Source organism: Azospirillum sp. UFLA03-27, from assembly GCF_059803775.1.
This window is the reverse complement of record NZ_JAUQTX010000021.1, coordinates 14,997-41,515: the sequence shown is the minus strand read 5'-3', so window position 1 is coordinate 41,515 and position 26,519 is coordinate 14,997. Positions and strand designations below refer to the sequence as shown.

Below are 26,519 nucleotides of genomic sequence, written 5' to 3'. Positions count from 1 at the left end.
GATCACCGGGAAGACCGCGAACAGGATAATGATCGTGATCTTGGCCAGGAAGCCGATGCCCACCCACAGCATCAGGATGGGGATCAGCGCCACCAGCGGCATGGCGTAGAGCGCGTTGATGTAGGGATCGAGGATCACCTCCACCGTGCGGTTCGTGCCCATCGCGAAGCCGACCACGATGCCGATGACCGAGGCGATGACGAAGCCCAGGACGAAGGTCGACATGCTGTCCAGCGTCGCCGAGAGCAGCTCGCCGTTCAGCAGCAGCTCCCAGGTCGCCACGGCGATGTCGCTGGGCACCGCGACCAGCAGCTTGTTCGCGTCGCGCGCCGCGAATTCCCAGACGGCGAGCAGCAGGACCAGCGTGCCGATTTGAAGCAGCCGCTCGCGGCGCCTCTGCCGGTTGGGGTCGGACGCGGCCTCAGGCTCGCCGGCGCTTTTTGAAACGGCGCTCGCTTGTGCACTCCGCTGCACGCCTGCCTCCTGTGTGCGAGGTGATGGTATGGTGTGGTGGGTGTGGCGTTTGGCCCTCTGGGCCGCCGCCTTGGACCGTCGTTGATACGTATGCTAATCGAAGGTGGTAGTGTGGCGCAAGCATATCGTCATACTGTCTGACAAGAAGAGAAATTTTATGTCAAATTTGCCGATAAATATTGTCCGCGTCGCCGCTCCCCTGCGCCAGCAGGTGATCGACCTGTTGCGCGCGGCCATCGCCGACGGGCGCTATTCGCCCGGCGACCGGCTGGTCGAGCGCGAGCTGTGCGAGACGCTGCAGGTCAGCCGCCCGATCCTGCGGGAGGCCCTGCGCCAGCTGGAGGCGGAGGGGCTGGTCCACAACGTGCCCCAGCGCGGGCTGGAGGTGGTGACCCTGACGGCGGAGGATGTCCGGCAGATCTATCAGGTGCGCGGGGCGCTGGAGAGCCTGGCGGCGGCGGAGTTCATCGCCCAGGCCAAGCCGGAGCAGTGGGCGATCCTCGCCGACGCCATGGCGGCCTTCGAGGCGGCGGCGGCGGAAGGCGTGCCGTCGCGCATCCGCACGGCGAAGACCATGTTCTACGACACGCTGATCGCCGGCTGCGGCAACCCGACGATGGCGCAGATCCTCAAGGCGCTGCACAACCGCATTCAGCTGCTGCGCGGGGTGTCGCTGGCCGAGCCGGGGCGGCTGCCCAACACGATCCGCGAAATCCGCGAGATATTCGAGGCGATGACCGCCCGCGACACGGTGCGCACGCGCCAGCTCTACGACGAGCACATCGCCAGCGCCGCCCGCGTGACCATGCAGGCTTTAGCCGCCGGACGATAATGCCTGGGCGATAAGGGCGGTCAGGCGCCGCCGATGCCCTCGGTGAAGGTCTCGCCGGTCCTGGGGTCGATGTCCTCGCCGGTTCCCGGCGTGCCGGACGCGGCCTCGTCACGGTCGCTCGCCGGCTTTTGGCTGTCGGGGTCGTAGCTGCGCGGGGGATGGACGGCGGTGTCGTCCGGCTTCTTCGGGTCGCTCATGCGCCACCTCTGCGAAAGGGATTGCAACCTTCCCGTCAACAAGGGCGGCGGCGTATCCTCACGCGCATCGGCAACGCACCGACAGGGAAGGGACACGCCATGACGACCGCCAAAAACACCATCTGCCTCTGGTACGACACGGACGCGGAGGCCGCGGCCCGCTTCTACGCCACGGTCTTTCCCGACAGCGCGGTGGGGGCCGTCCACCGCGCGCCCGCCGATTACCCGTCCGGCAAGGCGGGCGACGTGCTGACGGTGCAGTTCACGGTCGCCGGCATTCCCTGCCTCGGCCTCAACGGCGGGCCGACGTTCAAACACAACGAAGCCTTCTCGTTCCAGATCGCCACCGACGACCAGGAGGAGACCGACCGCTATTGGAACGCCATCGTCGGCAACGGCGGGCAGGAAAGCGCCTGCGGCTGGTGCAAGGACCGCTGGGGCGTCTCCTGGCAGATCACGCCGCGCGTGCTGACCGAGGCGCTGGCGGCCGGCGGCGACGAAGCCGGGCGCGCCTTCGCGGCGATGATGGGCATGACGAAGATCGACGTCGCCGCGATCGAGGCCGCGCGGCGCGGCTGACGATCCCCGAAGAGAAGGATCACCGGCCGGGCTCAGCGGCCGGGGGCCGGCGCCTCCACGGCCTCCGCCGCGCCGCGCGGGGGAACGCGCAGCAGGCTGGTCAGCCCGCCCGCCAGGGTGAGGGCGGCGGCCACGGCGAGGCCGAGGCGCGGCGCCGCCTCCGGGCTGGTCAGGAGCGAGAACAGCACGGTCATGAGCACCGCGCCGGCGGTCTGCCCGACCAGACGCGCGGTGCCCTGCATCCCTCCGGCGGCGCCGCTGCGCGTCTTGGGCACGGTCAGCAGCATGTTGCGGTTGTTGGGCGTCTGGAACAGCCCGAAGCCGAAACCGCACATCACCATGAAGGCCAGCAGCGGCCGCGGGTCCTGCCCGAGCGGCCAGACCGCCGTCAGGGCAAGGCCGGCGGCGAGGAGAAGGCCGCCCACGGCACACAGCCAACCCGTTCCCACCCGGTCGGACAGCCGGCCCGCAATGGGTGCGGCGACGGCGGTCGCCAGTGGCCACGGCACCAGGAACAGCCCCGCCGTGACGATGTCCTGGCCGAGCCCGTGCTGCAGGTAGAAGGGCAGGGCCACGGCGGCGGCCATCTGGCCGGTGAAGCAGAGGACGGAGGCGACCACCGACAGGCGGAAGGAGCGCACCCGCAACAGATCGAGCGGCACCAGCGGTGCCTCGCGTTCCTTTTCGCGACGGACCAGCCCGGCAAGGCAGAGCGCCGCGGCCAGCAGCAGCGCGCCGCCGCGCAGGGGCTGCGTCGCGACGGTTTCGGCCCCCATCACCAGGGCGGCGAAGAATCCGGCGTTGAGGGCGACGCTGGCGGGATCGAGGCGGCGCTTGGTTCCCGCGACGGCGGGCAGCGCGCGGGCGGTCGCCAGAACCACGATCCCGACCGGGATGTTGATCGCGAACAGGACGGGCCAGGGGGCGACGGCGAGGATGCCCGCCCCGATCGTCGGCCCTGCTGCCGAGGCCAGCGCGATGGCCAGGGCGTTCCAGCCGATGGCGGCGCCGAGCAGCCGCTGCGGATAGACGAAGCGCAGCAGCGCGACGCCCAGCGCCATCACCGCCGCCCCGCCGAGCCCTTGCACGAAACGCGCGGCGATCAGCCAGGGCAGCGTTGGCGCCAGGGCGCAGCCGGCGGAGGCCGCGGTGAACAGCAGCACCCCGCCGGTGAACACCCGGCGGTGCCCGAGACTCTCGCCGAGGGCGCCGACGGGCAGGAGCGCGATCACCAGCGCCAGTTGGTAGGCGGTGATGATCCAGACGGTGTCGGCGGGCGGAACCTCGAGGGTGCCGGCGACGGTCGGCAGGGCGATGTTGGCGATGGCGCCGTCGAGCACGACGAGCACGATCGCGGCGATGACGGACGCGCCGGCCACGGCGCGGCGGGGCATGGGCAGCCCGTCCGGATGCGGGCCTTTCGGGTGCATGGTTTCGGGCGTTCGGGCGATGGGGGAACGGGGCATCGGCGTCTCCAACAGGGGTTGGATCAATCTCGCTCTCCGCGTGGCATGGCGGAAGACGCCGCCTGTGCAGGTTATTCCTGCATCGAACGCCATGTGTTAGCCTCGCGCTCCATGGCCGATCCCGACCTCAACCTGCTCATCGCGCTCGACGCGCTGTTGTCGGAGGGCAGCGTCGTCAAGGCGGCGCGACGGCTCGGCCTCAGCGACTCCGCGATGAGCCGCACCCTGGCGCGCCTGCGCGAGGTCACCGGGGACCCGCTGCTCGTCCGGGCCGGACGCGGCCTCGTCCCGACGCCGCGGGCCATCCAGCTGCGGGAGCGGGTGCCCGGCCTCGCCGAGGAGGTCCGCGCGGTGCTGCGTCCGGCGGAGGTCATCGACATCGCCCGGCTGGAGCGCAGCTTCACCCTGCGCGCCAGCGAGAGCTTCATCGAGGTCTACGCCGCCCGGCTGGTCGGCCGCGTCGCCGCCGAAGCCCCCGGCGTCCTGCTGCGCTTCGCGCCGCGGGGGAACCGCGACGCGCAGGCGTTGCGCGACGGGCTGATCGACCTCGACATCGGGGTGCATTCGGAAACCACGCCGGAGCTGAAGGTGCAGAGCCTGCTCCGCGACCGGCTGGTCGCCGCCGTGCGGGAGGACCATCCGCTGACCCGGTTGGGGACGGTGACGCCGGAACAGTACGCCGCCTGCGGGCATGTGCTGACCTCGCGGCGCGGGCTGGTGCGGGACCGGATGGACGAGGCCCTGGCCGCCCTCGGCCTCGCGCGCAAGGTGGCGGCGGTCGTGCCGAGCTTCCCGGCGGCCCTGGCGATCGTCCGCGCCTCCGACCTGACCGCCCTGGTGTCCGAGCGTCAGGTCGCCGCGGGCGTGGCCGGGGTCCGCACCCTGCCGCTTCCCATTGCCCTGGATGAGGTCGTGGTGACGCAGATGTGGCATCCTCGGCAAGACGCCGACCCGGCCCACCGCTGGCTGCGCGGGGTGGTGCATGGCGCTTGCCGTGAGTCGGCGGGGGGCGGCATCATTTGACAAGCGGGAATTGGGTGGCAGGAGGCGACAGTGGAGGGTGCCGAATGTCTGAAAAGCGCCATCACCGGACCCCAGAGCCCACCCATAATCTTGCGTTTTGACGCCCTGCCCCACGCCTCGGCGCCTCCTGCCGGTCAATCTACACATTACCCAGCCGTCCCCCCCACCACACTTCGCCCGCGTGGCAAAGCACCAAGTAAGAATGCGACTTGTTCGCAATTGCATATTGCCCTATAGGTCTGGCGGCTCGGGGGAGGATTCCGGGGATCTGTTCAATCCGGTGGCTGGGAGGCCGATCCATGCCGTTCCATCCCAGAATGCAAAGCAGCACGGAAGGCTTCACCATCCTCGGGGACCTTCAGTGGCGCGCCTGGAACGGGATGATCGCCGACGTCTGGAACGTCGCCTGCGATCAGAACGGCCAGGGCGAGTATGTCTCCGAAGCCCCGCGGCTGGTGGTGGTCCTCGATCAGGTGGGGGAGGGCGGGCTGCATGTCACCGCCTCGCCCGGGCGCGGCGAGGCCGGCCGGCTCAGCCGGCGCGAGCCGCTGAGTTACGTGCCCGCCGGCCTGCGCGTGTGGTCGCGCACGGTGAACGTCCGCCGGCTCACCCATCTCGATCTCCATTTTGACATGTCCGTGCTGGGGGGCCGCTTCGTGGACGGGCTGGATGTCCGGGGCATGGAACGGCCGCGGCTGAATTTCGCGGATGAGCGGCTGTTTGCGCTGGCCCGCCTGATCGCGGCGGAATGCCGGACGTCGGCGAACCTGCACGACCTCTATGGCGAGAGCCTGATGGCCGCGCTGTTCGTCGGCCTCGCGCAGGCGGAGCCCGTCGCCGAACGCAAGCGGGGGCAGTTGCCGCCGCGCCAGTTGAGGCGCGTCACCGACTACATCGAGGAGCATTGCAGTCGTCCCATCCGATTGCAGGAACTGGCCGAACTGACCGGCTTGTCCACCACCCATTTCTGCACCGCCTTCAAGGCTTCGACCGGCCTGCCGCCCCACAAATGGCAGATGCGGGTCCGCGTGGAGCGGGCCAAGAGCCTGCTGACCGGATCGGACATGACGCTGGCCGCCGCCGCGGTGACGGCGGGCTTCTCCGATCAGGCGCACCTGACGCGCGTCTTCCGCCAGATCGTCGGCACCACGCCCGCCGCGTGGCTGCGCAACCAGACCGGCTGAGCCGGGGCATCGCCCGGCGCACCGCCCGACGTACCCTGGAAGCGACGAATGCCGGAAGATCGTCCAACCCATCCAAAGACCGTTCAATCGCGCCGCTTGATGCACATGCTAATCATTCGCAACAACGAGGGCGCTTCGGGACCCGCCGGTCCGAAGGCGTTTCGCGGATGCCGCATACAGTCCGAGGCCGATTGCGATGAGTGATATTTCCAACAAGCGACTAACCCGCCTCCTTTTGAGCAGCACGGCGCTCGCCGCCCTGCTGGTGCCGGCGCTCGCCCAGGCGCAGGACGCCACCGTCCCGGCGGTTCTGGCGCCGGTGACCGTGGAGGGCAGCCGGGCCGCCGACACCGCGACCAGCCCGGTCCGCGGCTACGTTCCCGGCCACTCGGCCACGGGGTCCAAGACCGACATTCCGCTGGAGGCGGTCCCGCAGTCCGTCTCGGTGATCGGGCGCGAGGAGATGGACGACCGCGGCGCGCAGAAGGTGGACGAGGCGCTGCGCTACACCCCCGGCGTCTTCAGCCAGCCCTTCGGCCCGGACAGCGACACCAACTGGATCTTCATCCGCGGCTTCCAGGCGACGCAGACCGGCATCTACCAGGACGGGCTCCAGCTCTACAGCTACGGCTTCGGCGGCCAGTTCGTGGACAGCTACACGCTGGAGCGGATCGAGGTGCTGCGCGGCGCCTCCTCCGTCCTCTACGGCGGCAGCAACCCCGGCGGTCTGGTGAATTACGTCTCCAGGCGGCCCGGCGACACGCCGGTGCGCTCGGTCGAGGCGGGGATCAACCAGCACGGCACCGCCCATCTCGGGCTGGACATCGGCGGCGCCATCGACCCGACGCTGAGCTACCGGCTGACCGGCCGCATTGCCGGCGGCGACAGCTACACCGACTTCGCGGACGGCTTCCGCGGCACCATCTCGCCGAGTTTCAAGTGGTTGCCGAACGACCGCAGCACGCTGACGGTGCTGAGCAACTACACCGACATCGACGAGACGCACAACGGCGGCGCCTTCCTGCCCTATGTCGGCACGGTGAAGCCGGCCTCCTTCGGACGCATCGACCGCAAGGCCAACTTCACCGAGCCGGACATCGACACGTACCGGCGCCGTCAGGCTTCCATCGGCTACGAGTTCGAGCACCGCTTCGACAACGACCTGACCTTCCGCCAGAACGCCCGCTATGGCTACAGCCGGGTCCACGAGGTCACGGTCTATCCCTTCGGCTACAACGGCTTCTCGGCGGTGCCGACCGACCCGGACAACCTGCTGTCGCGCATCAATTTCGAGCACACGACCAAGGTCAACACCTTCCTGATCGACAACCAGCTCGAATCCAAGTGGCAGACCGGGCCGGTCGCCCACACGGCGCTGGTCGGCGTCGACTACAAGTACTTCAAGATGGATCAGGTGCAGGCGTCCGGCTCGGCCACGCCGATCAGCGCCACCAACCCGGTCTACGGCGCCGCGCAGGGTCCGCGCTTCTCCTACATCGACCAGGAGCTGACGATGGGTCAGCTCGGCGTTTATCTCCAGGACCAGATGCGCTTCGGCCAGGGCTTCCTGGTGACGCTGAACGGTCGCTACGACATCGCCTCGACCGACGCCGACGGCACCCCCGCCTACGACGGCAAGGACGGGAAGTTCAGCGGGCGCGCCGGTCTGGCCTACGAGTTCGCCAACGGCGTGACGCCCTATGTCAGCGCCTCGACCTTCTTCAACCCGGTGCTGGGGTCGTCGGCGGTGGCCGGCGTGTTCAAGCCGGAAACCGGCCAGCAGGTCGAGGTCGGCGTCAAGTACCGCCCGGCCTGGATGGACGCCATCTTCACCGCGGCCCTGTTCGACCTGACGCGCACCAACGTGGTGACCGGCCCCTTCAACGCCGAGACGCAGCTGGGCGAGGTCAATTCGCGCGGCATCGAGCTTGAGGCCAAGGCCAACATCACGCCGAACCTGAAGGCGGTGGCTTCCTTCACCGCGCTCGACCTCGACATCAAGAAGGACGCCAACCCGGCGCTGATCGGCAAGACCCCCTACATCGTGCCGCAGGTCCAGGGCTCGGCCTTCCTCGACTACACCTTCCGGGAAAACGCGCTGGACGGCGTGTCGGTGGGCGGCGGCGTGCGCTACGTCGGCTCGTCCTGGGCCGACAACGAGAACACGCTGAAGGTCCCCGCCGCCACCGTCTTCGACGTGCGGATCGGTTACAAGCCCGCCGCCTGGGGCGTGAATCTCGCCGTGACCAACCTGTTTGACAAGGAGTATGTGGCGAGCTGCCAGACCCAGTTCTCCTGCGGCTACGCCGAGGGTCGGACCGCCCTGCTGACCGTCAACATGACGTGGTGACTTGAATCCCCCTCTCCCGGGACGGGAGAGGGTTTCCAGTAGGAACATTCAGAAAGACCGATGAGCCCGGACCTGACCCAACCCCTCTACGACCTCGCAGGCGTGAGCTTCTCCGTTGCCGGACGGGCGATCCTGTCGGGACTGTCGCTCCGGCTGGAGCAGGGGCGGATCTATGGGCTGGTCGGCCCCAACGGGTCGGGCAAGAGCACGCTGATCCGCCTGCTCGCCCGCCAGCAGCCGCCGGGCGGCGGAAGCATCCGCTGCCTGGGGACGGACCTCGCGCGGATCGGCGACCGCGACTTCGCGCGCACCGTCGCCTACATGCCACAATTCACTCCGCCCGCCGAAGGCATGACGGTGCGGGAGCTGGTGGCGCTCGGCCGCTTTCCCTGGCACGGGGCGCTCGGCCGCTTCGGGGCGGAGGACGCCGCCAAGGTGGCGGAAGCCATCGCCGAAACCCACCTGGATTCCTTTGCCGACCGGCTGGTCGACAGCCTGTCGGGCGGCGAGCGGCAGCGCGTCTGGCTGGCGATGATGCTGGCACAGGACACGCGCTGCCTGCTGCTCGACGAGCCGACCTCGGCGCTGGACATCGCCAGTCAGGTGGAACTGCTGGGGCTGGTGCGCCGGCTGAGCCGGGCGCGCGGCATCGGCGCGGTCATCGTGCTGCACGACATCAACATGGCGGCCAGCGTCTGCGACGAGATCCTGGCCATGCGCAACGGCGCGCTGATCGCCCAGGGCACGCCGGACACCATCATGACCGGCGAGACGCTGGGGGCCATCTACCGCCTCGCCATGACGACCGTCCCGCACCCGGTGACCGGCAAGCCGATCGGTTGCGTGCTGTGACGGGGCGGGCGACGATCACCCGCCGCCACGCGCTGGGGCTGGCCGCCGGAGCGGCGCTGCTGCCCCGCCTCGGGCACGCCGCGTCCGGGCGGCGGGTCGCCGCCATCGACTGGGCGGGGCTGGAGACGGCGCTGGCGCTCGGCATCCTGCCGGTCGCCGCGACCGAACTGATCCAGTTTCGCAAGGTCGTCGTCGAGCCGGGGGTCCCGGACTCGGTGATCGACCTCGGTCTGCGCGGCACCCCCAATTACGAGGCGCTGACGCTGGCCGGGCCGGACCTCATCCTCACCTCCAACTATTATGAGGGGCAGCGGGCCAGCCTGGAGCGGGTGGCGGAAACCCTGTCGCTGCCGATCTACCAGCCGGGCGTGCCGCCCTACACGCTCGCCACCGAAGCGGCGCTGACCCTCGGCCGGGCGTTGGGTCGGGAGGCGGAGGCCCGCGCCTTCGTCGCCGGGGCCGACGCGGAGATCGCCCGGCTGGGCAACTCCCTGCGCGGCGGCGTCCGCCGCCCGGTTCTGGCGATCAACTTCGGCGATGCCCGCCATGTCCGCGCCTTCGGCGACGACAGCATGTTCGGCGCGGTGCTCCAACGGTTGGGGTTGCGCAACGCCTGGGCGTCGCAATCGAGCTACAGCGCCGCGGCACCGCTGGGGATCGAGGCGCTGGCCCGCATGCCGGACGCCATCACCATCGTCGTTCCGCCGCTGCCCTCCGACGTGGTGCGCGGGCTGGACGACAGCGCCCTGTGGCAGGCCCTGCCGATGGTGCGGCAGAAGCGGGTGAGCGTGATCGAGCCGGTCAACCATTTCGGCGGGCTTCCGGCCGCCCTGCGCTTCGCCCGCCTCGTCACCGCCGCCCTGCTCCGTTTGGAAGGCGCGCGGCATGGCTGAGCGCATGGCATTCAACCGCATTCTGCTGTGGAGCGGGCTGGCGCTGGCCGCCGCCGCGCTGTCCGTCTGGCAGGTCGCCGGGCACGCCGCGGCGCCATCCATTCCCTTGCCGCCGGACGCCGCCTGGCTGGACGGTGTCATCCTCTATCACAGCGTGCTGCCGCGGATCGCGGTGGCGCTGGTCGCCGGGGCGGCGCTCGGCCTGTCGGGGCTGCTGCTCCAGCGCGTGCTGCGCAACCCGCTGGCCGAGCCCTCGACGCTCGGCGTGTCGGCGGGCGCCCAGCTCGCCCTGACGCTGGGGATGCTCTACGCCCCGGCGCTGATGGACCACGCGCGGGAGGGGGTGGCGCTGGCCGGCGGGCTGGCGGCGGTCGGGCTGATCCTCGCCATGACGTGGCGGCGCGGGCTGGAGCCGGTGGCCGTTGTGCTGGCCGGCATGATGGTCGCCCTGACCGCGACGATGGGCAGCGCCGCGCTGATTCTCGCCAATGGCGACTATCTCTTCTCCATCTTCATCTGGGGCGGCGGGGCGCTGGCCCAGCAGAGCTGGGGGTCGACGCTGACCATTGCCGTCCGGCTGCTGATCGGCATCGGTGCTGCCTTTCTGCTGATGCGCCCGCTGGCCATCCTCGGGTTGGACGACGCCAGCGCCCGCAGCCTCGGCGTCGCCCTCAACGCCACGCGCTTCGGCGTCATCGGGGTCGCAGTTTGGCTGGCGGCCAGCGTGACGGCGGAGGTCGGGGTGATCGGCTTCGTTGGTCTGGCAGCCCCGGCGCTGGCCCATCTCAGCGGCGCGCGGACCCAGGGCCAGAGGCTGGTCGCCGCCCCCCTGATCGGCGCGCTCCTGCTCTGGCTGACCGACGGGCTGGTGCAGCTTCTGGCCGGGGTGGACGGGGAGCGGGTGCCGACCGGGGCGGCGACGGCGCTGCTCGGCGGCCCGCTGCTGCTCTGGCTGCTGCCGCGCCTGCGCATGTTCGAATGGCCGTCGCTGAACAGCCGTCCCGCGCCGTCGCGCCGCAGCCCGCACCCTTACCGGCTGATCGCCCTGTTCGCCGCCCTCGGCGCCGTCGCCGTGGGCCTCGCGCTCACGGTCGGCTACGGGCCGGGCGGCTGGACGTTGTCCACCAGCCCGCTGCTCGACACGCTGCTGGGCTGGCGCGGTCCGCGCGTGGCGGTCGCCGCGGCGGCGGGGGCGATGCTGGCCGCCGCCGGAATGGTGTTGCAGAGGGTGACCGCCAACCCGCTTGCCAGCCCGGAAATCCTCGGCGTCGGCACCGGGGCCGGCGTCGGGCTGACCGCCGCGCTGTTCCTCGTCGCGGCACCCGGCTTCGGCGTGCAGCTTTCCGCGTCGGCGGCGGGGGCGGTGCTGACCCTGGCCGCCATGCTGGCGCTGTCGCTGCGCGCCGGCTTCGGTCCGGAGCGGCTTTTGCTCGCCGGGATCGCCATGAGCGCCCTGTGCAGCGCCGTGCTGACCGCGGTCATCGCCACCGGCACGCCGCAGGCCTTCGCGCTTCTGCGCTGGCTGAGCGGTTCGACCAACGAGGCCAGTCCGGGCGACGCCTGGTTCTGCGCCGGTGTGGCGGTGCTTCTGTTGGCAACCCTGCCGCTGACCGCCAAGTGGCTGGAGATTCTGCCGCTGGGCGACGTGACGGCGCGGGCCGTCGGGTTGCCGGTGCGGCGCTGCCGCGTCCTGCTGGTGCTGCTGGCCGGGCTGCTGACCGCGGCAGCGGCGCTGTTCGTCGGGCCGCTGAGCTTCATCGGGCTGATTGCGCCGCATCTCGCCCGGCTGGCCGGGCTGGGCCGCCCGCTTCAGCAGGGGATCGGGGCTGTCCTGGTCGGTGCCGGGCTGATGGTGGTGTCGGACTGGCTGGCCCGCACCGTCGCTTTCCCCTATCAATTGCCCCTTGGTCTTTTTGCCGCGCTGCTCGCCGGCCCCTATCTGGTCTGGCTGCTCGGCCGGTCCGACGCCCGCACCCCGTGAACCGTCCCGTTCACCCCTCTGCCGTTCACCCCTCTGCCGTTCACCTTTCTGCCGTTCCGCAATGAGAAGAGCCATGCTTCGCCGCTTCCTCTCCTACTACCGCCCCTTCACCGGCCTGCTGGTCCTCGACATCGTCTGCGCCGTCCTGTCGGGCCTGCTGGAGTTGGGATTCCCGATGGCCGTGCGCGCCTTCGTGGACCAGCTCCTGCCGACCCAGGACTGGCCGCTGATCGTCGCCGCCACGGTGGCGCTGCTGGCGATCTACATGGCGAACGGCGGGCTGATGGCCATCGTGACCTATTGGGGCCACATGCTCGGCGTGAACATCGAGACGGAGATGCGCCGCAAGAGCTTCGACCATCTGCAGAAGCTCTCCTTCAGCTTCTACGACAACAACAAGACGGGCCATCTCGTCGGGCGGGTCACCCGCGACCTGGACGAGATCGGCGAGGTGGCGCACCACGGCCCCGAGGACCTGCTGATCGCAGTCATGACCTTCGTCGGCGCCTTCATCCTGATGGCGGTGGTGCATCTGCCGCTGGCGCTGATCACCGCGGCCATCGTTCCGGTGATCGCCTTCGTGACCAGCCGCTACGGCGGGCGGATGACGAAGAACTGGCAGTCGCTCTATTCCCGCGTCGGCGACTTCAACGTCCGCATCGAGGAGAATGTCGGCGGCATGCGCGTGGTCCAGGCCTTCACCAACGAGGACCACGAGCGCAAGCTGTTCGCCGAGGACAACGACCGCTACCGCACCACCAAGCTCGCCGCCTATAAGATCATGGCGGCCTCGATGACGCTCAGCTACATGAGCATGCGGCTGATCCTGATCGTCGTCATGCTGACCGGCGCCCATTTCGTGCTGGTGGGCGAGCTGACCCAGGGCGGGTTCTTCGCCTTCCTGCTGCTGGTCAACACCTTCTTCCGCCCGATCGAGAAGATCAACGCGGTCATCGAGACCTACCCCCGCGGCATCGCCGGCTTCCGCCGCTACACCCAGCTGCTCGACACCCAGCCGGACATCGCCGACGCGCCCGGCGCCATCGCGGCTCCGGCGTTGAAGGGCGACATCCGCTACGAGGGCGTGTCCTTCGGCTACGACCCGGCGCGCCCGGTGCTGAAGGGCATCGACCTGTCGATCAAGGCCGGGTCGACCGTCGCTTTCGTCGGGCCGTCGGGTGCCGGCAAGACGACGATCTGCTCGCTGCTGCCGCGCTTCTACGAGGTCATGGCGGGACGCATCACCATCGACGGCCTGGACATCCGCGCCATGACGCTGGCCTCGCTGCGCCGGCAGATCGGCATCGTCCAGCAGGACGTGTTCCTGTTCGGCGGCACGATCCGCGAGAACATCGCCTACGGCCGTCTCGGCGCCGGCGACGCGGAGATCATGGAGGCGGCGCAGCGGGCCCATCTCGACGGGCTGATCGCCTCCCTGCCGGAGGGGTTGGACACCGTCATCGGGGAGCGCGGCGTGAAGCTGTCCGGCGGGCAGAAGCAGCGCCTGACCATCGCCCGCATGTTCCTGAAGAACCCGCCGATCCTGATCCTCGACGAGGCGACCTCCGCGCTCGACACCCAGACCGAGCGGGAGATCCAGAAGTCGCTGATGGAATTGGCGGAGGGGCGGACCACCCTGGTCATCGCCCACCGCTTGGCGACCATCCGCAACGCCGACGAGGTCTATGTCGTCGGCACCGAGGGCGGGCTTCAGCGCATCACCCACGAGGAGCTGGCGGCGCGCGGCTGATCGCGCCGCGTCCCGGGGGGCGGAAACGCTCCTCGGCGCGGCACCATCGCTCCGTCGGCCTGTTTGTGGACGTGAGTCACAGGCAGGAGGGCGACATGGCATCGGGCGCCGAGCGCACCGACCCCCATTTGTGGGAGACGGTGAAGGCAAGCATCTTGAAAGGCGGCAAGGGCGGCGAGCCCGGCCAGTGGTCCGCCCGCAAGGCTCAGATGGCCGTTCAGGAATACAAGCGGTGCGGCGGCGGCTACGCGGGGTCCAAAAGCGCGGACAACAGCCTGAGCCAGTGGACCGACGAGGAGTGGGGCACGGGCTCCGGCAAGCCGAGCGGGGAAACGGGGGAACGTTACCTCCCCCGGCAGGCCCGCGAGCACCTGTCCAAAGCGGACTACCGGCGCACCAGCGACAAGAAGCGCGCCGACACGAAGAAGGGCAGACAATTCTCCAAGCAGCCGGACGACGTTGCCCGGAAGACGGCGCCGTTCCGGCACCATGCCGACGAGAACGCGACCCGTGCGGCCCTCTACGAGAAGGCAAAGCAGCGGAACCTGCCCGGCCGGTCCCGCATGAGCAAGGAGGAGCTGCAAAAGGCACTCTCCTGACCCGTCACGCGTTCGGCGCTCTCCCGGCTTGGAGAAGACCGTGCACGGGTTACTCGCGCATCAGCGTCGGCAGGTCCATGGCGACGCGGCCGATGTCCTCGCGGCGCAGGTCACGCGCGGCCAGTTCGGCCCTGCTCAAAGCCGACAGCTCACAATAGACGGTATAGGCGGCGGAAGCCTCGAACCAAGCGCTCACGAACTCACGGACGCCCTTGACGATGCCCGACAGAAGACCGTCGTGATCGGTGTGCGAAGCGGTGGTGTAGGCCATGGTGCATCTCCCTCATGTCTGATGGAGACGACCTTACACTGGCATACCAAATACCAGATACGCAGAGTGTGCAACGCAGCGAGGCAATAAAATTACAGCCAACTCAAGCATCTGTCCGGCGAATTGTTGGAAGATAAAATATTTCATGCACTCTTCATGGACCCCGGAGCGGCGCACGGCGAGCCGCCATCAGAGCATTTTCCTCATGGCGCAACGCTGTGCGATGGGGAGCCCGGCCCGCTCCTCCGCGTCCAGAACGGCGCGCAGACGGGCCCCGAGCTGCCCGTCATCCAGTGTGACGAAGCCAAGCCTCTGATAGTAGGGTTCGTTCCACGGCACGGCCCTGAAGGTGGTCAAGGTCAGGGAGGGGATGCCATGGCCGGCGGCGTGGCGCTGGGCCGTTTCGATCAATTGCCGCCCGAGGCCATGGCCCTGCTGGTCGTGGCGGACGGCCACCTGCCAAAGGTGAAGGGCATCGGGAGTCACCGTGCCGTTCAGAAAGGCGGCGAGTCCATACCCTGCCAATTCAGCGACGAATGCGACGCCGTCGGCGATCAGGGCGCGATGCCGCTCCTCCGACTGGACGTCGTCGTCGGCAATCCACTCCAGCCCCGCCCATTGTCGGAAGATCACGCCGGAACTGCGCTCGATCCCCGGCAGGGCGGGGGCATCGCATGGGGTTGCCGGTCGTATGCGGATCATTGATGCCCCACTCCCAAGCCATGGATGTCCGAGATACAAAACGGATGGAGCCTTTCGACTCCGCCCGTTTCACGTTGCACGTGGTGCTTCAGCCAAAGAATGATAAGTGAATGTCTTTAAATTCAATGGCGTCAATATTGCTCTCTCATTCCGAATGAGAATCTTCTAGCGCAAAATTTGATAAATGGAGGCTTCATTCACTCAAAGAATGATCAGAATCTGATTGGCGTTGGGGCACAGAGGAGAGCCGGACCGGTTGGCGGGGCGGACGTGCCGTGAAGAAGGGCGGCCTTTTCGTTCTGACCACCGCGCCCGCCATGCCCTTCAAGCACAACGCTGCCCATCGCCACCGCATCCCCGAGATGACGTTCCGGGTGACGAATTGGTCGTCCTATGAGGCGGGGCTGCGCCGGCGGGGCAGCCTGACCTTCTGGGTCGATGAGGCCGCGCTTGCCGGCTGGCGGGCGGCTCCTCGGACCATCCCGGGTGGTCAGGCACGTTACGCGGGCCTCGCCATAGAAACCGCCCTTTTGGTCCGCGTGGTGTTCCACCAACCGCTCCGCCGGACTGAGGGGCTGCTCCGGTCTCTACTGGACCTGCTTGGGCTCGACCTGCCGGTGCCCGATCACACGACCGTGAGCCGGCGCTCGGCCATACTGACACCGATCCTGCGGGCCGCGCTGCCAGACGGGCTGGTGCACCTGGTTCTCGACAGCACCGACCTGAAGGTCTACGGCGCGGGCGAGTGGCCGACTGTCAAGCGTGGCGCCCGGCAGCCGCGGCGTTGGCGAAAGCTGCACCTGTATGTGGACGCAGCGTTCTTGAGCATCGTGGGTGCGGTGCTGACCACCACCGAGGCCGGCGGCGCTTCGCAGGTCGGCCCCTTGCTTGAGCATACGGTCATTCCGCCACGCGCCACCGCGGTGCCCAGAGACACCGCTGCCAACAGCCCGACACAGCGCGATCGTCACATCCAGCGGATCGCCGAAACCGGATGCATGGGCTGGCAGATGAAGGTCAAATACGGCCGTCGGTCCAGTGGCGAAACGGCTATGGCGCGCGACAAGGGCATCCTCGGTGACCGCTTGCACGCCCGGACACTGCCCGCCCAGCAAGCCGAGGCCATGATCGGCGTCGCCGCCCTGAACCGCATGCTCGAGGCAGGACGCCCGGTTTCGGTTCGCAAGGCGTAATTGGCAGCAGAAAGGACGAACAGACCGACCGACCGCCTCCGTGCACCAACGCTACATTGATCCGGATGGCAACTTGCTGCGGGTCGGCGCACCCATCACGCCAAATACTCTATATGGCTCCAGCCCGAGCGGATAAACCGACGTTACGGATGCCTCAACACAGTTGAGATGGTGACGGGCTCCGCATCGTTCAGCGCCTGACGCATCGCCCGCTCGTCGGTGAAACGGCCGCGCAGGAGCCGCCCCTCGCAGACCACCTCGACATGGTCGGCAGCGAAGGGCCAAGGATCAACGGCCAGTTCCGTCGGGTCGCCAGACGGTGAACGGAGGTGGATCTCCGTCCGGGCCTCGCCGATGGTCGGAACATTGGGAATGCACGCTTCGCTGGTGTGACCCCATCCGATCTGCAAGGACATGTGGTCCACAGCGGCGACAAGCAATCGGTTGCGCTCGATCGCTGGCGGGGAGAGAGCTGGCGTGTAACGCGGGTTGCCCGACAGCGCCTCGATGCAGGCGCGTTGGAAGCGGTGCTGGTCGTCCAGGAAGCGGCGAACCAGCGCGGCATCCTCCGGCGGCGCCTTGGCGAAATCGAAAAAGCTGCCGTAGATCGTGTCGGCGTGCAGCGAGACGAGAAGGGCCGGATAGCGCCCGAACGCGAGCGCGCGGCGCACCCCGTCCGTCCAAAGGCTGGTATGGATGGCCGCGCCGAGTTCCTGGAAGCTGTGCGGGCGCGCGGTCCGGGGGTTCAGCGTCGGGGAGGCTTCCCAGGACAGCCAACCGATGTCGTGCAGTTCCGCCCCAAGGCAGACCTCCTCGTAGGGTACGGGCGGAGCGAAGACCCCATTGCCCCAGGCGCGGAGCAGTTGGCCCGACAACCAGGCATGGCTCGGCTGTGGGATGGCGATCACATCTTTGCCGACATCGCGAAACAGCATGGTTCATTCCCCAGCTCATGGTCGAGCCCGAAGCCGGCAACCTACACCCTGTAAACGGATGCTGCCGGGGATCGTCTCTTTGGATGCTGGTGTGCCGGTCGGCCGAATGGATGGAACGCTCGTCCCGCTTACCCAATCACACCAGGTCGGTCATGGACTCATCCGCGTTCCCCTTGGCCTGGTTCAAAAAGCCCACGCTGCCCGGGCAGCATGAGGCGCACCTCCAACCCATTGCGGAGAAGACCCGCTTTGGGTCAAGCCGGGTTCATTGGCTCGGCAGGCTGGACGGCAGCGTCCTCGGGTTCCGCTGGCGCGGCGGGGACGGGCTCCTCATCGTCCTCCTCCGGAGGGCGGCCAACGCAGGTCCCATCAGGGCGGGCGAATGGTGACAAGGTCCGGGGTGCGGGCCGGTGAGCCTTCATGGTGCCTCCTCTCCTCACGCCAGAACACGGTCCAGGCGGCATCGTCACGGGGAAATGCTGAAAACCTAATTGCGGCCGGGCGTCTTGGCATACTGAATGTTGAGTAACGTGCGCATGCGGACCGAGACGATCTCTGGCTTGGCCGGATGAAGCGCGGCCCAATCCGACACCGCTGATCTTGCGCGTTTACCGCACGCAGTTGCCGACGATCTGGTAACAGAGGGTGGCGTCGCGGTTCTGGTTGTAGCGGACCTCGACGATGCGGTCCTCACGAAGAACGACCGTGGCCTCGCACCGGTAGGTCCGGACATAGGTCGTCACGTCGGGCTCCCAGAGCAGCGGTCCCCGCGGTCCCAGCCATGGATTGGGCTCCCAATCGACATCGCGGTCGATGAGGGTCTGTTGCCGGCTGTAGACCATGAACTCGGCGTCGCCGCCGGCGGTCATGCGTTCCGGTACGCCGGCGCACGCCATGAGATCCCCCTTGCTCATGCCGACCATGGCCGTTGGGGCGCGCAACGCCAGCTCCGCCTGCGGGTTGGCGCAAGACCCCGTCAGGACGGCAACGGCCGCCAGACATCCGCAACGCCGGACCGTCGTCGTCCACCCTTCGGCAATGGCCATGGCTGCTCCTGATGGTTGACTGTGTGGATCCATGCCTTGAACAGGAAACAACGGACCGGCCGCGATGGATTTGTTCAACAAGCGTTGCCGACTGGAGCCGTTTGTTCGCGCGTCGTCCGCACCATGTGGTCAGGGCGCCTCAGCGTTCGCCGACATGGGTCTGCTCGATTAACGGGCCGACCTGCGAAGCGCCTCCGGCCGCGGTGGTGGTCAGAACGAAAAGGCCGCCCTTCTACACGGCGCGTTCGACCCCGCCAACCGGTCCGGCTCTCCTCCGTGCACCAACACTCCGTCTCACCAAATGTGAGCCGGCGCCCCTTTCCCGTCTCAGGAAATCCGGTCCCAGAACGGGCCAGAATCTCGGGTGTGACCGCCAAGGATCTCGGGCCATTCCAGTTAGAGGCTTGGGTCGATGACCGTAAAGCGGAGGTCCTGTGCCATCGCGTCCAGGACGAGGATGCTGTCTCCGCCTCCGAGATCGACATGCACGCTTCCCCCCAATTCGATGACGTGCTCTGCCCGCCATGCCGCCGTACCGATGTCCTGCTCGAATCCCTTCAGAATGATGACGTCCAGCAGCGGGTCAAGGGCAGTCAGCACATCAGCGCCGCTGCCTGGGGCGAAGAAGAATTGGTCGCTCTCGCCGTCCCGCTCGGCAAGCAGCACATCATCGCCGACACCACCATCCACGATGTCCCGCCCAGCCCCCGGCACGAGGACATCCCGCCCGGACATGCCATAAAGGCGATCGGCACCTTCCGCCCCGTCGATGAAGTCTGCGCCGGCGCCGCCGTTCAACCGATCGTCCCCGGCACCGGCCAAGATGTGGTCGTCACCACCCAATCCATGAATCCGGTCCGCACCATCTCCGCCCAGCAACGTGTCGTTGCCTTCAGATCCTCGGTGGATACCGTCCGGTGCTGCGATGACACCGAGCAGCTTGGCCGTGTGATCCCAATAGTCGTTCCCTATTCCAGGGGGAAGCTCCGCGAGTACGATGGTGCCGTCCGTCGTGCCGTCGGACAGGAAGAACCGATCGGTTTTGGCGACGTAATCACGATCGAACCCCAGCATGTGGCCATCAAGATCCCCGAGGAGCTTGTCGCCGAAGCCTCCCCCCGATGTGTTCTGCACCTTGTGTGTGCCTTCGGGCGTGCCATCGGTCACCCACAGAGCAGCGGGATTGGCCCCGCTCTGGTCCGTCAGAAAGAAGGCCCGGCCGCCGGCAATCTCAATGTCCTGGTACATCCAATCGTTCTGATGAAGTTCGGCGGTGCCCCCAGGTGTGCCATCGCTCGCCAGCAGGCGTTGCGAGCCCGACCAATAGCTTTCGTCTAAGAAGAGAAGGCGATCTCCATCATCGCCGGGCAGTCCCGTATCGAGCCATCCGAGCGGGTTGGCGAGTTCCTGGCTCGGCAGAAAGCTTACCTTGCCAGTAGCCTCTTCCAGAATTCCGATCAGCGAGGCAGAACCTTGTTCCACCCGGTAGGTATCCATGTCGGTTGTGAACACCACATGGCCGTTACGCACGCCGGCGATCCGCTCAAGGTCCCAGCCCTGCATGGTCAGGTCGCCAAGGTAGCGCGTGCCCTCGGACGTGCCATCGGTGACCCAGAAGGTTGAATGACGGACGGCGGTAGGCCACTCCATGCTCCCGGTCCAGTCGATCACATTCGTGACTGACACCACGATCCCCTCGGGCGAGGAGGAATAGCGGACGGCCCCGCTGTCGGGGATGAGGTTCGCAAATGCCGTCGCGGTGCCGTTGGCATTGACGAAGGTGAGCTTGGAAGGCCAGGACGCCGTCCCCTCGTGAAAGGCCACCCCTCCGTCATTCATGCTGACCAGCGTTATGCCGTAGGACCAGGAGGGCAGCGGCGCCATCTCATGGAAGAGGAGAGTTCCGGCGGCGGTGCCATCGGAACTCCAGATCCCATCCTGAGTGTCACCGTCTGCGTGCAGGTAGATCCGGCCGTGTGCAGCTGTCAACGCCGATGGGGAGGACCCTTGTATCCCCGGCATGAGGTCAGCGACCATCCGCGTCCCCGACGCGGTTCCGTCGCTCACCCACAGTTCACGGCCGTGGATCCCATCGTCCGCAGTGAAGAACAGCCGGTTGCCGACCACAGTCAGGTCGTCCGGGGTGCCTGATGCGGCACCGGCCGCAGCGTCGAACATCCGGGTCCCGCTGCTGGTGCCATCCGTGACCCAGAGTTCGCGTCCATGCAGGCCGTCGTCGGCGGTGAAGAATACCTTGCCGCCGGCAACGACAGCGTCCTGGGGAGCGCTTCCCTCCTCGCCGGGTCTGATGTCGGCAATAAGGCGCGTCCCCAACGGCGTGCCGTCGGTGACCCAAAGTTCAGCGCCCGTGTTTTGCATTGTGGCTGTGAAGACAGCGATCTTCGTTAGTGACATGCCCCCTCCAATCGGATGAAGCATTGATCAGAAGATTGCATGTTGCAGAATGACAATTTTGGGATGAACGCACCATAAAAATAGTTAGGTTATTTCATTTTTATAGTCTTTGTAATTTTAATATTGTGTGTGGCCCGTAATGGGGATGCGCCATAGGACAGGCGTGATTATACGTTAATGGGGCAAACCAAGAGCCTCTGTCCTCCAAGCTATGCCGGACCGCAACGGAAGGCTTCGTCCGATGACATCCCAAGCGGGGTCGGGCTCCTGCGGAGTGTCGAAACACAGTAATCCTTTCATGTCCCTGGTTGCCCCAATCAGCGTGATCTGGTAGGGAAGGTGCATGCTGCACCGCAATACGCCGCCTTGACCGATCCGCTTTAGTGTCCTCCGACCCCGCTGGGTCGCCTGGGGATGGTCGTCATGTGGCGGGCGTTGCGCCTTCACACATCCTGCCGTGATGCCGGCTGGCTTCTTTGGAGCCGCCGTGCCCCTCCTTTTCCACGAGCTTCATGACATTCAATTTGCAACGACTCCGTACGGAGTGGTTCGGCAACGTGCGCGGTGACGTGCTTGCCGGGCTGGTCGTCGCCCTGGCCCTCATCCCGGAGGCCATCGCATTTTCCATCATCGCAGGAGTCGATCCCAAAGTCGCGCTCTACGCCTCCTTCTCCATCGCTGTGATCATCGCGATCGTCGGTGGCCGGCCGGGAATGATCTCCGCCGCAACCGCGGCCACCGCGGTCCTGATGGTCACCCTGGTGAAGGACCATGGTCTGCAATACCTGTTGGCCGCGACCGTGCTGGCCGGCGTGCTGCAGGTCAGCTGTGGCCTGTTGCGGCTGGGCGTCCTCATGCGCTTCGTGTCGAAATCGGTCATGACCGGCTTCGTCAACGCCCTGGCCATCCTCATCTTCCTGGCTCAGTTGCCGGAACTTATCGGTGTCACTTGGCTTACCTACGCCATGGTCGCTGGCGGCCTCGCCATCATCTATCTGGTGCCGCGGGTGACGCGCGCGGTCCCATCGCCGCTGGTGTGCATCCTGGTGTTGACTGCGCTGTCGGTCGCGTTCGGCCTCGATGTGCGCACCGTGGGTGACATGGGCGAGTTGCCCTCAACCCTACCGGTCTTCCTGCTGCCCCAGGTGCCGCTGTCCTTCGAGACACTGTGGATCGTCCTGCCCTATTCCGCCGGGATCGCGGTGGTCGGGCTGCTTGAATCCCTGATGACGGCTGCCATCGTCGATGATCTGACCGATACCGGCAGCGACAAGAACCGCGAGTGCATCGGACAGGGCATCGCCAACGTCGCCACCGGCTTCATCGGTGGCATGGCCGGCTGCGCGATGATCGGCCAGTCGGTGATCAATGTGAAGTCGGGCGGCCGGGGGCGGCTCTCCACCTTCTGCGCCGGCGTCTTCCTGCTGTTCCTGATCGTCGCGCTGGGTGACTGGGTGCGCCTCATCCCCATGCCGGCGCTGGTGGCCATCATGATCATGGTATCGATCAGCACCTTCCGCTGGGTTTCGCTGAAGAACCTGAGGACGCACCCGCGCAGTTCCAGCATCGTCATGGTGGCGACCGTCGTTGGTGTGGTGGCGACGCACAATCTCGCCATCGGCGTCCTGATCGGCGTTCTGCTGTCCGGCCTGTTCTTCGCCGACAAGGTGGCCCAACTGTTCCGCGTCACCTCCGTCCTGTCGGATGACGGCACCGCACGCACCTACACCGTCGAGGGACAGCTGTTCTTCGCCTCGGCCGAGAGCTTCACCGCCGCCTTCGACTTCCGCGAGGCACTGGAGACGGTCACCATCGACGTCAGCCGCGCCCACATCTGGGACATCTCCAGCGTCTCCGCGCTCGACATGGTGGTGCTGAAGTTCCGCCGGGAAGGGGCCGAGGTCGAAATCGTCGGCCTGAACCATGCCAGCGAAACCATCGTGGACAAGCTGGCGATTCACGACAAACCGGGTGCCATGGAGCGCCTGCCGGCCCATTGAGGGAGGATGGGCAATGACATGCCTGCTGACACTGGTGGACGGCTCAGCCTACACGCCGAGCGTTTGTGACCATGCCGCCTGGGCCGCCGGGGGAAGTCCGCCGCGCGCCCTGACTTCACCAGTAGCCTCAGCCGCCATGACACCCTCGGCCCCGACGACCTGGCGGTCATCGCCCGGCGTCGCCGACCGCTCAACCGCCCCCAAGTGCAAAACAACCATTTGGAGCAACATCACCGCGGGCTGAAAGGGCGCGCACGGCCGATGCGCGGCTTCCACCAGCCGAACAGCGCTCACCGCTTCTGCCGCGTTCATGATGAGGTGCGCAACGTCCTGCGGCCGGCGACCAAGCGCAAGCAGCACGTCCCGGCCGCCCGGCGACGGGCCGTCTATGTCCGGAGAGTCGCGGCTCTGCGCGACATGCTCGCCGTCGCCTAACCAACCGCGCCGGTGGCCGGCCGCCCTGTGCCCACTCGCCAGCCCTGGCGTAGAGCTGACGGAACCCTCAATGGGATAGGAGGGAGGCTTCAGGAAGTTCGAGCAGGCGCGCAGCTGACCTCATCCCATGCTTGAACAGTAAGATGCCGGGCGATCCGACCGTCGCGCAGCTCGAGGGTCATCGCCGACATCACATGGCACCCGTCAGGGTAGGCGCACTCCTCAACGAAGGCGGCGCGGTCCGCCCCAATCACCTCTCGACCGACACGATGCGTCATGTTCCTGGAGCAGACATCGCGCCAGAATGCCGTGATTTCTTCTTTGCCCAACAGCGTCATCGGCGCGCTGGGCGGACGGTTGCGATCGACGATGATCATCTCGGCATCATCGGTATAAAACTGGACCAGTGTGTCGGCATCGCTGCATTCGATGGCTCGTTTCAGGTCACTGAAATCGATGGTTTTCGCTGCCGACGTGGTCATGGCACCCCTCCATGGGAAAGTTAAGGTGCGAAGGTGCCAAAATACGCCTCTGGATGCGGCAAGTCCGCAGCGCGGATGGGTATGGAAAGGCCGTCCTCGCGTTCACGGAGCCCGCAGATCAGGCCATCGGCGTGGGACCTATGGATGTGGATGGCGCATAAGACGCGCCAGGGTTCCAGCACCACCTGACCACCATGCGTTTATCCCAATTATTCTGAACCAAAATAGGGATGACTAAACCCACTTATGGAAGAACCGACAAGCCCCTTTCCTTCGCATCACGAACCTCCGTGTCGCGATACCCTCCTTGTTAGGCGCGTGGCGACTTGAGAGGTTCCTCCATGGCCACTTGGACCCCCGATCCCAGCTTCTATCCGTCTCCACGTATGGCGATGCAAGCTCCCCCGGAGCGGCTGGCCTATGTGGCGATGTTGAACACGGACACCGCCGCCCGCCCGGATGCCCTCGGTGTCGTCGACGTCGATCCCGGCTCTTCGGGGTACGGCCGGATCATCAGCCGCCTCGACATGCCAAATGTCGGTGACGAGTTGCATCATTTCGGCTGGAACGCCTGCAGTTCCGCTTTGTGCCCTTATGCGCCTCATCCGCACGTCGAGCGCCGCTACCTCATCGTACCGGGGCTGCGGTCCTCGCGCATTCACATCGTGGACACCAAGGCGGACCCAGCCCATCCAAAGATCGCCAAGGTGATCGAGCCGGAACAACTGGCCTCCCGCGCCAACTATTCCCGCCCCCACACGCTGCACTGCGGTCCCGAGGGCATCTATGTCAGCGCGCTCGGCAACGGCGGGGGCAATGGCGGTGGGCCGGGCGGTGTATTCCTTATCGACCATGAGACATTCGACGTGCTCGGCCAATGGGAGATCGACCGCGGCCCGCAGTTCCTCTCTTACGACGTCTGGTGGCATCTCGGCCAGGATACGATGATCACCAGCGAATGGGGTACGCCCGACATGATCGAGGACGGCCTCAACCCGGAACTTCTGCTGGGTGCGAAGTATGGTCGACGAGTCCACTTCTGGGACCTGCACCGCCGCCGGCACCGGCAGACCATCGATTTGGGTCCGGAGTATCAGCTGGCACTGGAGTTGCGCCCGGCGCACGATCCGACCAAGGCGCATGGCTTCATGAACGCTGTGGTCAATCTGAAGGATCTCTCCTCGTCGATCTGGCTGTGGCATCGCGACGGTGAACAGTGGGCAATGCGGAAAGTCATCGACATCCCGGCTGAACCGGCCGATCCAGATCAACTGCCGCCCATTCTCAAAGGCTTCAAGGCGGTGCCGCCGCTGGTCACCGACATCGACCTGTCGCTGGACGACCGTTGGCTGTACGTGTCGTGCTGGGGCACCGGAGAGATGCAACGCTACGACGTCTCTGACCCCTTCCGACCCAAACTGACCGGCTCGGTCCGGTTGGGCGGGATCGTCGGGCGCAGCCGACATCCAAGTGCTGAAGGAGACCTGAACGGCGGCCCCCAGATGGTCGAGGTCAGCCGTGACGGCAAACGGGTCTATTTCACCAACTCGCTGTACCGGAGCTGGGATGAGCAGTTCTATCCCGAGGGCATCAAGAGTTGGATGGTCAAGCTCGACGCCTCCCCGGAGGGTGGCCTGAGCATCGACGAGCGGTTCTTCCTGCGGTTCGACGACGGTTTCCGCGGACACCAGATCCGGCTGGAAGGCGGCGACGCGTCCTCGGACTCGTACTGCTATCCATGAGCGATGCGTGGCAGTGGCTGGCGCTGATCGGCCTCGGCGCCTTTCACGGAGTCAACCCGGCCATGGGGTGGCTCTTCGCCGTAGCTCTCGGACTTCAGGAAGGCCGCTGCGGGGCGGTGGTCAAGGCGCTGCCGCCCATCGCGCTGGGCCACGCGCTATCCGTGCTGGTGGTGGTGATCGGCTTTACCATGGTCCAACCGGTCATCGCGCCGGATCTCTTGAAGCTGGCCACGGTGACGGTGCTGATCGGCCTTGGTGGCTATCGGCTGGTGCGTGGCTACCGGCATCGGGTGCGGGTCGGCATGCGCACAGGTTTTGCCGGGCTGGCGCTGTGGTCGTTCCTGATGGCATCGGCGCACGGGGCCGGGCTGATGATCCTGCCCCTGCTGCTGGGCATGCTCGCGCCGGCCCAACTGATGGCGCTGTCGCTGTGTGGACCGGGAGCCGAGATGACGGGCATGATTGCCGCACTCGGGTCGGCGGCCGCCGGGCTGGCTGTCGTCCTGGTGCATATGGCGGCCATGCTGGTGGTAATCGCGATCGTGGGGCTGGTGGTCTTCGAGACCGTCGGGCTCGGTATCCTGCGCCGTGGCTGGGTGAATTTCGATCTGGTGTGGGCGGGTGCTTTGATCGGCACCGGGATTGGTCTCGTCCTCCTGAGGTGACTGGCTTTGGCGCTACCAACGGCGTGTTGCAGCGAGGTGAGCGGAGCAAGAGATCGCCCCACCCCCGTTGGCGCTCAGGCAACGCGAACGGATTCAGGGCGTCCAAGGTCGAGCATACGGTTGAGGGCCGCGACGCCAACGGCGACCCTATACTCGCCAAACCCTCGACACCGCCAGCCTCCGATGATTTAGGCGCCAACGTCGCGCGACACGGCTGACCGCCGCGAGGGGCGGCAGGCCTTTGCCGGAAAAACGCAAGCCGGTTTACATTGGCTGCTGATGGTTCGGGATGGTGCCGGAAAATTGTATTTTGTATTGTCTCCGGCTTCCGGTGCAGTCGTGATGAGCAGACCGCCGCGGTCATGGACCGGCAGGTGGAGGTGCTTCTGCAACGAAGCGCTGCGGCAGGACCATCAGTTCCGGATGAAGAAGGCCGTGAACGGTGACGGCTCA

24 protein-coding genes are annotated in these 26,519 nt (G+C 66.9%); 15 read left to right on the top strand and 9 right to left on the bottom strand.

Annotation, left to right across the window (positions count from 1 at the left end):
- On the bottom strand, positions 1–474 hold a 474-nt coding region (locus Q4I23_RS05465; protein WP_498525527.1), incomplete at its 3' end, for an ABC transporter permease.
- Between the two features lie 157 nt (positions 475–631).
- Between Q4I23_RS05465 and Q4I23_RS05460 the strand changes: the two genes are divergently transcribed.
- On the top strand, positions 632–1,306 hold the full coding sequence (locus Q4I23_RS05460; protein ID WP_454017404.1) for a GntR family transcriptional regulator: 675 nt from the start codon (positions 632–634) through the stop codon (positions 1,304–1,306).
- Positions 1,307–1,326: 20 nt separating this feature from the next.
- Here Q4I23_RS05460 and Q4I23_RS05455 read toward each other — a convergent pair whose 3' ends face one another.
- Positions 1,327–1,503: a hypothetical protein gene (locus Q4I23_RS05455; protein ID WP_498525526.1), complete on the bottom strand. Its 177-nt coding sequence runs from the start codon at positions 1,501–1,503 to the stop codon at positions 1,327–1,329.
- Positions 1,504–1,602: 99 nt separating this feature from the next.
- Here Q4I23_RS05455 and Q4I23_RS05450 point away from each other — a divergent pair, with 99 nt between their 5' ends.
- Complete coding sequence (locus tag Q4I23_RS05450) at positions 1,603–2,082, top strand: VOC family protein (protein WP_498525525.1); 480 nt, start codon at positions 1,603–1,605, stop codon at positions 2,080–2,082.
- Between the two features lie 32 nt (positions 2,083–2,114).
- On the opposite strand, the gene Q4I23_RS05445 is transcribed toward Q4I23_RS05450, so the two are convergent.
- Positions 2,115–3,548 (bottom strand): MFS transporter, encoded by a 1,434-nt coding sequence (locus Q4I23_RS05445; protein WP_498525524.1) that lies wholly within the window; start codon positions 3,546–3,548, stop codon positions 2,115–2,117.
- 111 nt (positions 3,549–3,659) lie between these two features.
- On the opposite strand from Q4I23_RS05445, the gene Q4I23_RS05440 reads away from it, so the two are divergent.
- From Q4I23_RS05440 to Q4I23_RS05405, 8 genes are all read left to right on the top strand, one after another.
- On the top strand, positions 3,660–4,571 hold the full coding sequence (locus Q4I23_RS05440; protein ID WP_454017407.1) for a LysR family transcriptional regulator: 912 nt from the start codon (positions 3,660–3,662) through the stop codon (positions 4,569–4,571).
- Between the two features lie 299 nt (positions 4,572–4,870).
- On the top strand, positions 4,871–5,755 hold the full coding sequence (locus Q4I23_RS05435) for an AraC family transcriptional regulator (RefSeq protein ID WP_498525523.1): 885 nt from the start codon (positions 4,871–4,873) through the stop codon (positions 5,753–5,755).
- Positions 5,756–5,951: 196 nt separating this feature from the next.
- Positions 5,952–8,105 (top strand): TonB-dependent siderophore receptor, encoded by a 2,154-nt coding sequence (locus Q4I23_RS05430; protein ID WP_498525522.1) that lies wholly within the window; start codon positions 5,952–5,954, stop codon positions 8,103–8,105.
- A 60-nt stretch (positions 8,106–8,165) separates the two neighbouring features.
- Positions 8,166–8,957, top strand: a complete 792-nt coding sequence (locus tag Q4I23_RS05425) for an ABC transporter ATP-binding protein (RefSeq protein WP_498525521.1) — start codon at positions 8,166–8,168, stop codon at positions 8,955–8,957.
- A complete protein-coding gene (locus tag Q4I23_RS05420) occupies positions 8,954–9,850 on the top strand; it encodes an iron-siderophore ABC transporter substrate-binding protein (RefSeq protein ID WP_498525529.1) in 897 nt (298 codons plus the stop codon). The genes Q4I23_RS05425 and Q4I23_RS05420 overlap by 4 nt, the downstream gene beginning before the upstream one ends.
- Positions 9,843–11,831 carry a Fe(3+)-hydroxamate ABC transporter permease FhuB gene (gene fhuB / locus Q4I23_RS05415; RefSeq protein WP_498525520.1) on the top strand — a complete coding sequence of 663 codons (1,989 nt, stop codon included), beginning with the start codon at positions 9,843–9,845 and terminating at the stop codon, positions 11,829–11,831. Before Q4I23_RS05420 ends, fhuB begins: the two co-directional genes overlap by 8 nt.
- A gap of 73 nt (positions 11,832–11,904) precedes the next feature.
- Positions 11,905–13,581 carry an ABC transporter ATP-binding protein gene (locus Q4I23_RS05410; protein WP_498525519.1) on the top strand — a complete coding sequence of 559 codons (1,677 nt, stop codon included), beginning with the start codon at positions 11,905–11,907 and terminating at the stop codon, positions 13,579–13,581.
- A 95-nt stretch (positions 13,582–13,676) separates the two neighbouring features.
- Positions 13,677–14,180, top strand: coding sequence for a DUF5872 domain-containing protein (locus Q4I23_RS05405; protein WP_498525518.1), 504 nt, complete (start codon positions 13,677–13,679; stop codon positions 14,178–14,180).
- Positions 14,181–14,229: 49 nt separating this feature from the next.
- On the opposite strand, the gene Q4I23_RS05400 is transcribed toward Q4I23_RS05405, so the two are convergent.
- Both Q4I23_RS05400 and Q4I23_RS05395 read right to left on the bottom strand, forming a co-directional pair.
- Positions 14,230–14,451 carry a hypothetical protein gene (locus Q4I23_RS05400; RefSeq protein WP_237905535.1) on the bottom strand — a complete coding sequence of 74 codons (222 nt, stop codon included), beginning with the start codon at positions 14,449–14,451 and terminating at the stop codon, positions 14,230–14,232.
- A 189-nt stretch (positions 14,452–14,640) separates the two neighbouring features.
- Positions 14,641–15,153: a GNAT family N-acetyltransferase gene (locus Q4I23_RS05395; RefSeq protein WP_498525517.1), complete on the bottom strand. Its 513-nt coding sequence runs from the start codon at positions 15,151–15,153 to the stop codon at positions 14,641–14,643.
- Between the two features lie 317 nt (positions 15,154–15,470).
- Between Q4I23_RS05395 and Q4I23_RS05390 the strand changes: the two genes are divergently transcribed.
- The gene (locus Q4I23_RS05390; protein WP_498525528.1) at positions 15,471–16,346 is read left to right on the top strand and encodes an IS5 family transposase; all 876 of its coding nucleotides are present in this window, start codon (positions 15,471–15,473) and stop codon (positions 16,344–16,346) included.
- Positions 16,347–16,489: 143 nt separating this feature from the next.
- On the opposite strand, the gene Q4I23_RS05385 is transcribed toward Q4I23_RS05390, so the two are convergent.
- The 3 genes from Q4I23_RS05385 to Q4I23_RS05375 all read right to left on the bottom strand — a co-directional run bounded on the left by Q4I23_RS05385 (position 16,490) and on the right by Q4I23_RS05375 (position 20,742).
- On the bottom strand, positions 16,490–17,281 hold the full coding sequence (locus Q4I23_RS05385; RefSeq protein WP_498525516.1) for a DUF3891 family protein: 792 nt from the start codon (positions 17,279–17,281) through the stop codon (positions 16,490–16,492).
- Positions 17,282–17,889: 608 nt separating this feature from the next.
- Positions 17,890–18,327 (bottom strand): hypothetical protein, encoded by a 438-nt coding sequence (locus Q4I23_RS05380; protein WP_498525515.1) that lies wholly within the window; start codon positions 18,325–18,327, stop codon positions 17,890–17,892.
- Positions 18,328–18,723: 396 nt separating this feature from the next.
- Positions 18,724–20,742: an ELWxxDGT repeat protein gene (locus Q4I23_RS05375; RefSeq protein ID WP_498525514.1), complete on the bottom strand. Its 2,019-nt coding sequence runs from the start codon at positions 20,740–20,742 to the stop codon at positions 18,724–18,726.
- A gap of 512 nt (positions 20,743–21,254) precedes the next feature.
- On the opposite strand from Q4I23_RS05375, the gene Q4I23_RS05370 reads away from it, so the two are divergent.
- On the top strand, positions 21,255–22,742 hold the full coding sequence (locus Q4I23_RS05370) for a SulP family inorganic anion transporter (RefSeq protein ID WP_498525513.1): 1,488 nt from the start codon (positions 21,255–21,257) through the stop codon (positions 22,740–22,742).
- Positions 22,743–23,003: 261 nt separating this feature from the next.
- A complete protein-coding gene (locus Q4I23_RS05365) occupies positions 23,004–23,177 on the top strand; it encodes a hypothetical protein (RefSeq protein ID WP_498525512.1) in 174 nt (57 codons plus the stop codon).
- A gap of 89 nt (positions 23,178–23,266) precedes the next feature.
- Here Q4I23_RS05365 and Q4I23_RS05360 read toward each other — a convergent pair whose 3' ends face one another.
- On the bottom strand, positions 23,267–23,659 hold the full coding sequence (locus tag Q4I23_RS05360; RefSeq protein ID WP_237905541.1) for a nuclear transport factor 2 family protein: 393 nt from the start codon (positions 23,657–23,659) through the stop codon (positions 23,267–23,269).
- Between the two features lie 341 nt (positions 23,660–24,000).
- Between Q4I23_RS05360 and Q4I23_RS05355 the strand changes: the two genes are divergently transcribed.
- Both Q4I23_RS05355 and Q4I23_RS05350 read left to right on the top strand, forming a co-directional pair.
- Positions 24,001–25,401, top strand: a complete 1,401-nt coding sequence (locus tag Q4I23_RS05355) for a selenium-binding protein SBP56-related protein (protein WP_454017420.1) — start codon at positions 24,001–24,003, stop codon at positions 25,399–25,401.
- Positions 25,398–26,066, top strand: coding sequence for a hypothetical protein (locus Q4I23_RS05350; RefSeq protein WP_498525511.1), 669 nt, complete (start codon positions 25,398–25,400; stop codon positions 26,064–26,066). Before Q4I23_RS05355 ends, Q4I23_RS05350 begins: the two co-directional genes overlap by 4 nt.
- Positions 26,067–26,519 lie beyond the last annotated feature (453 nt).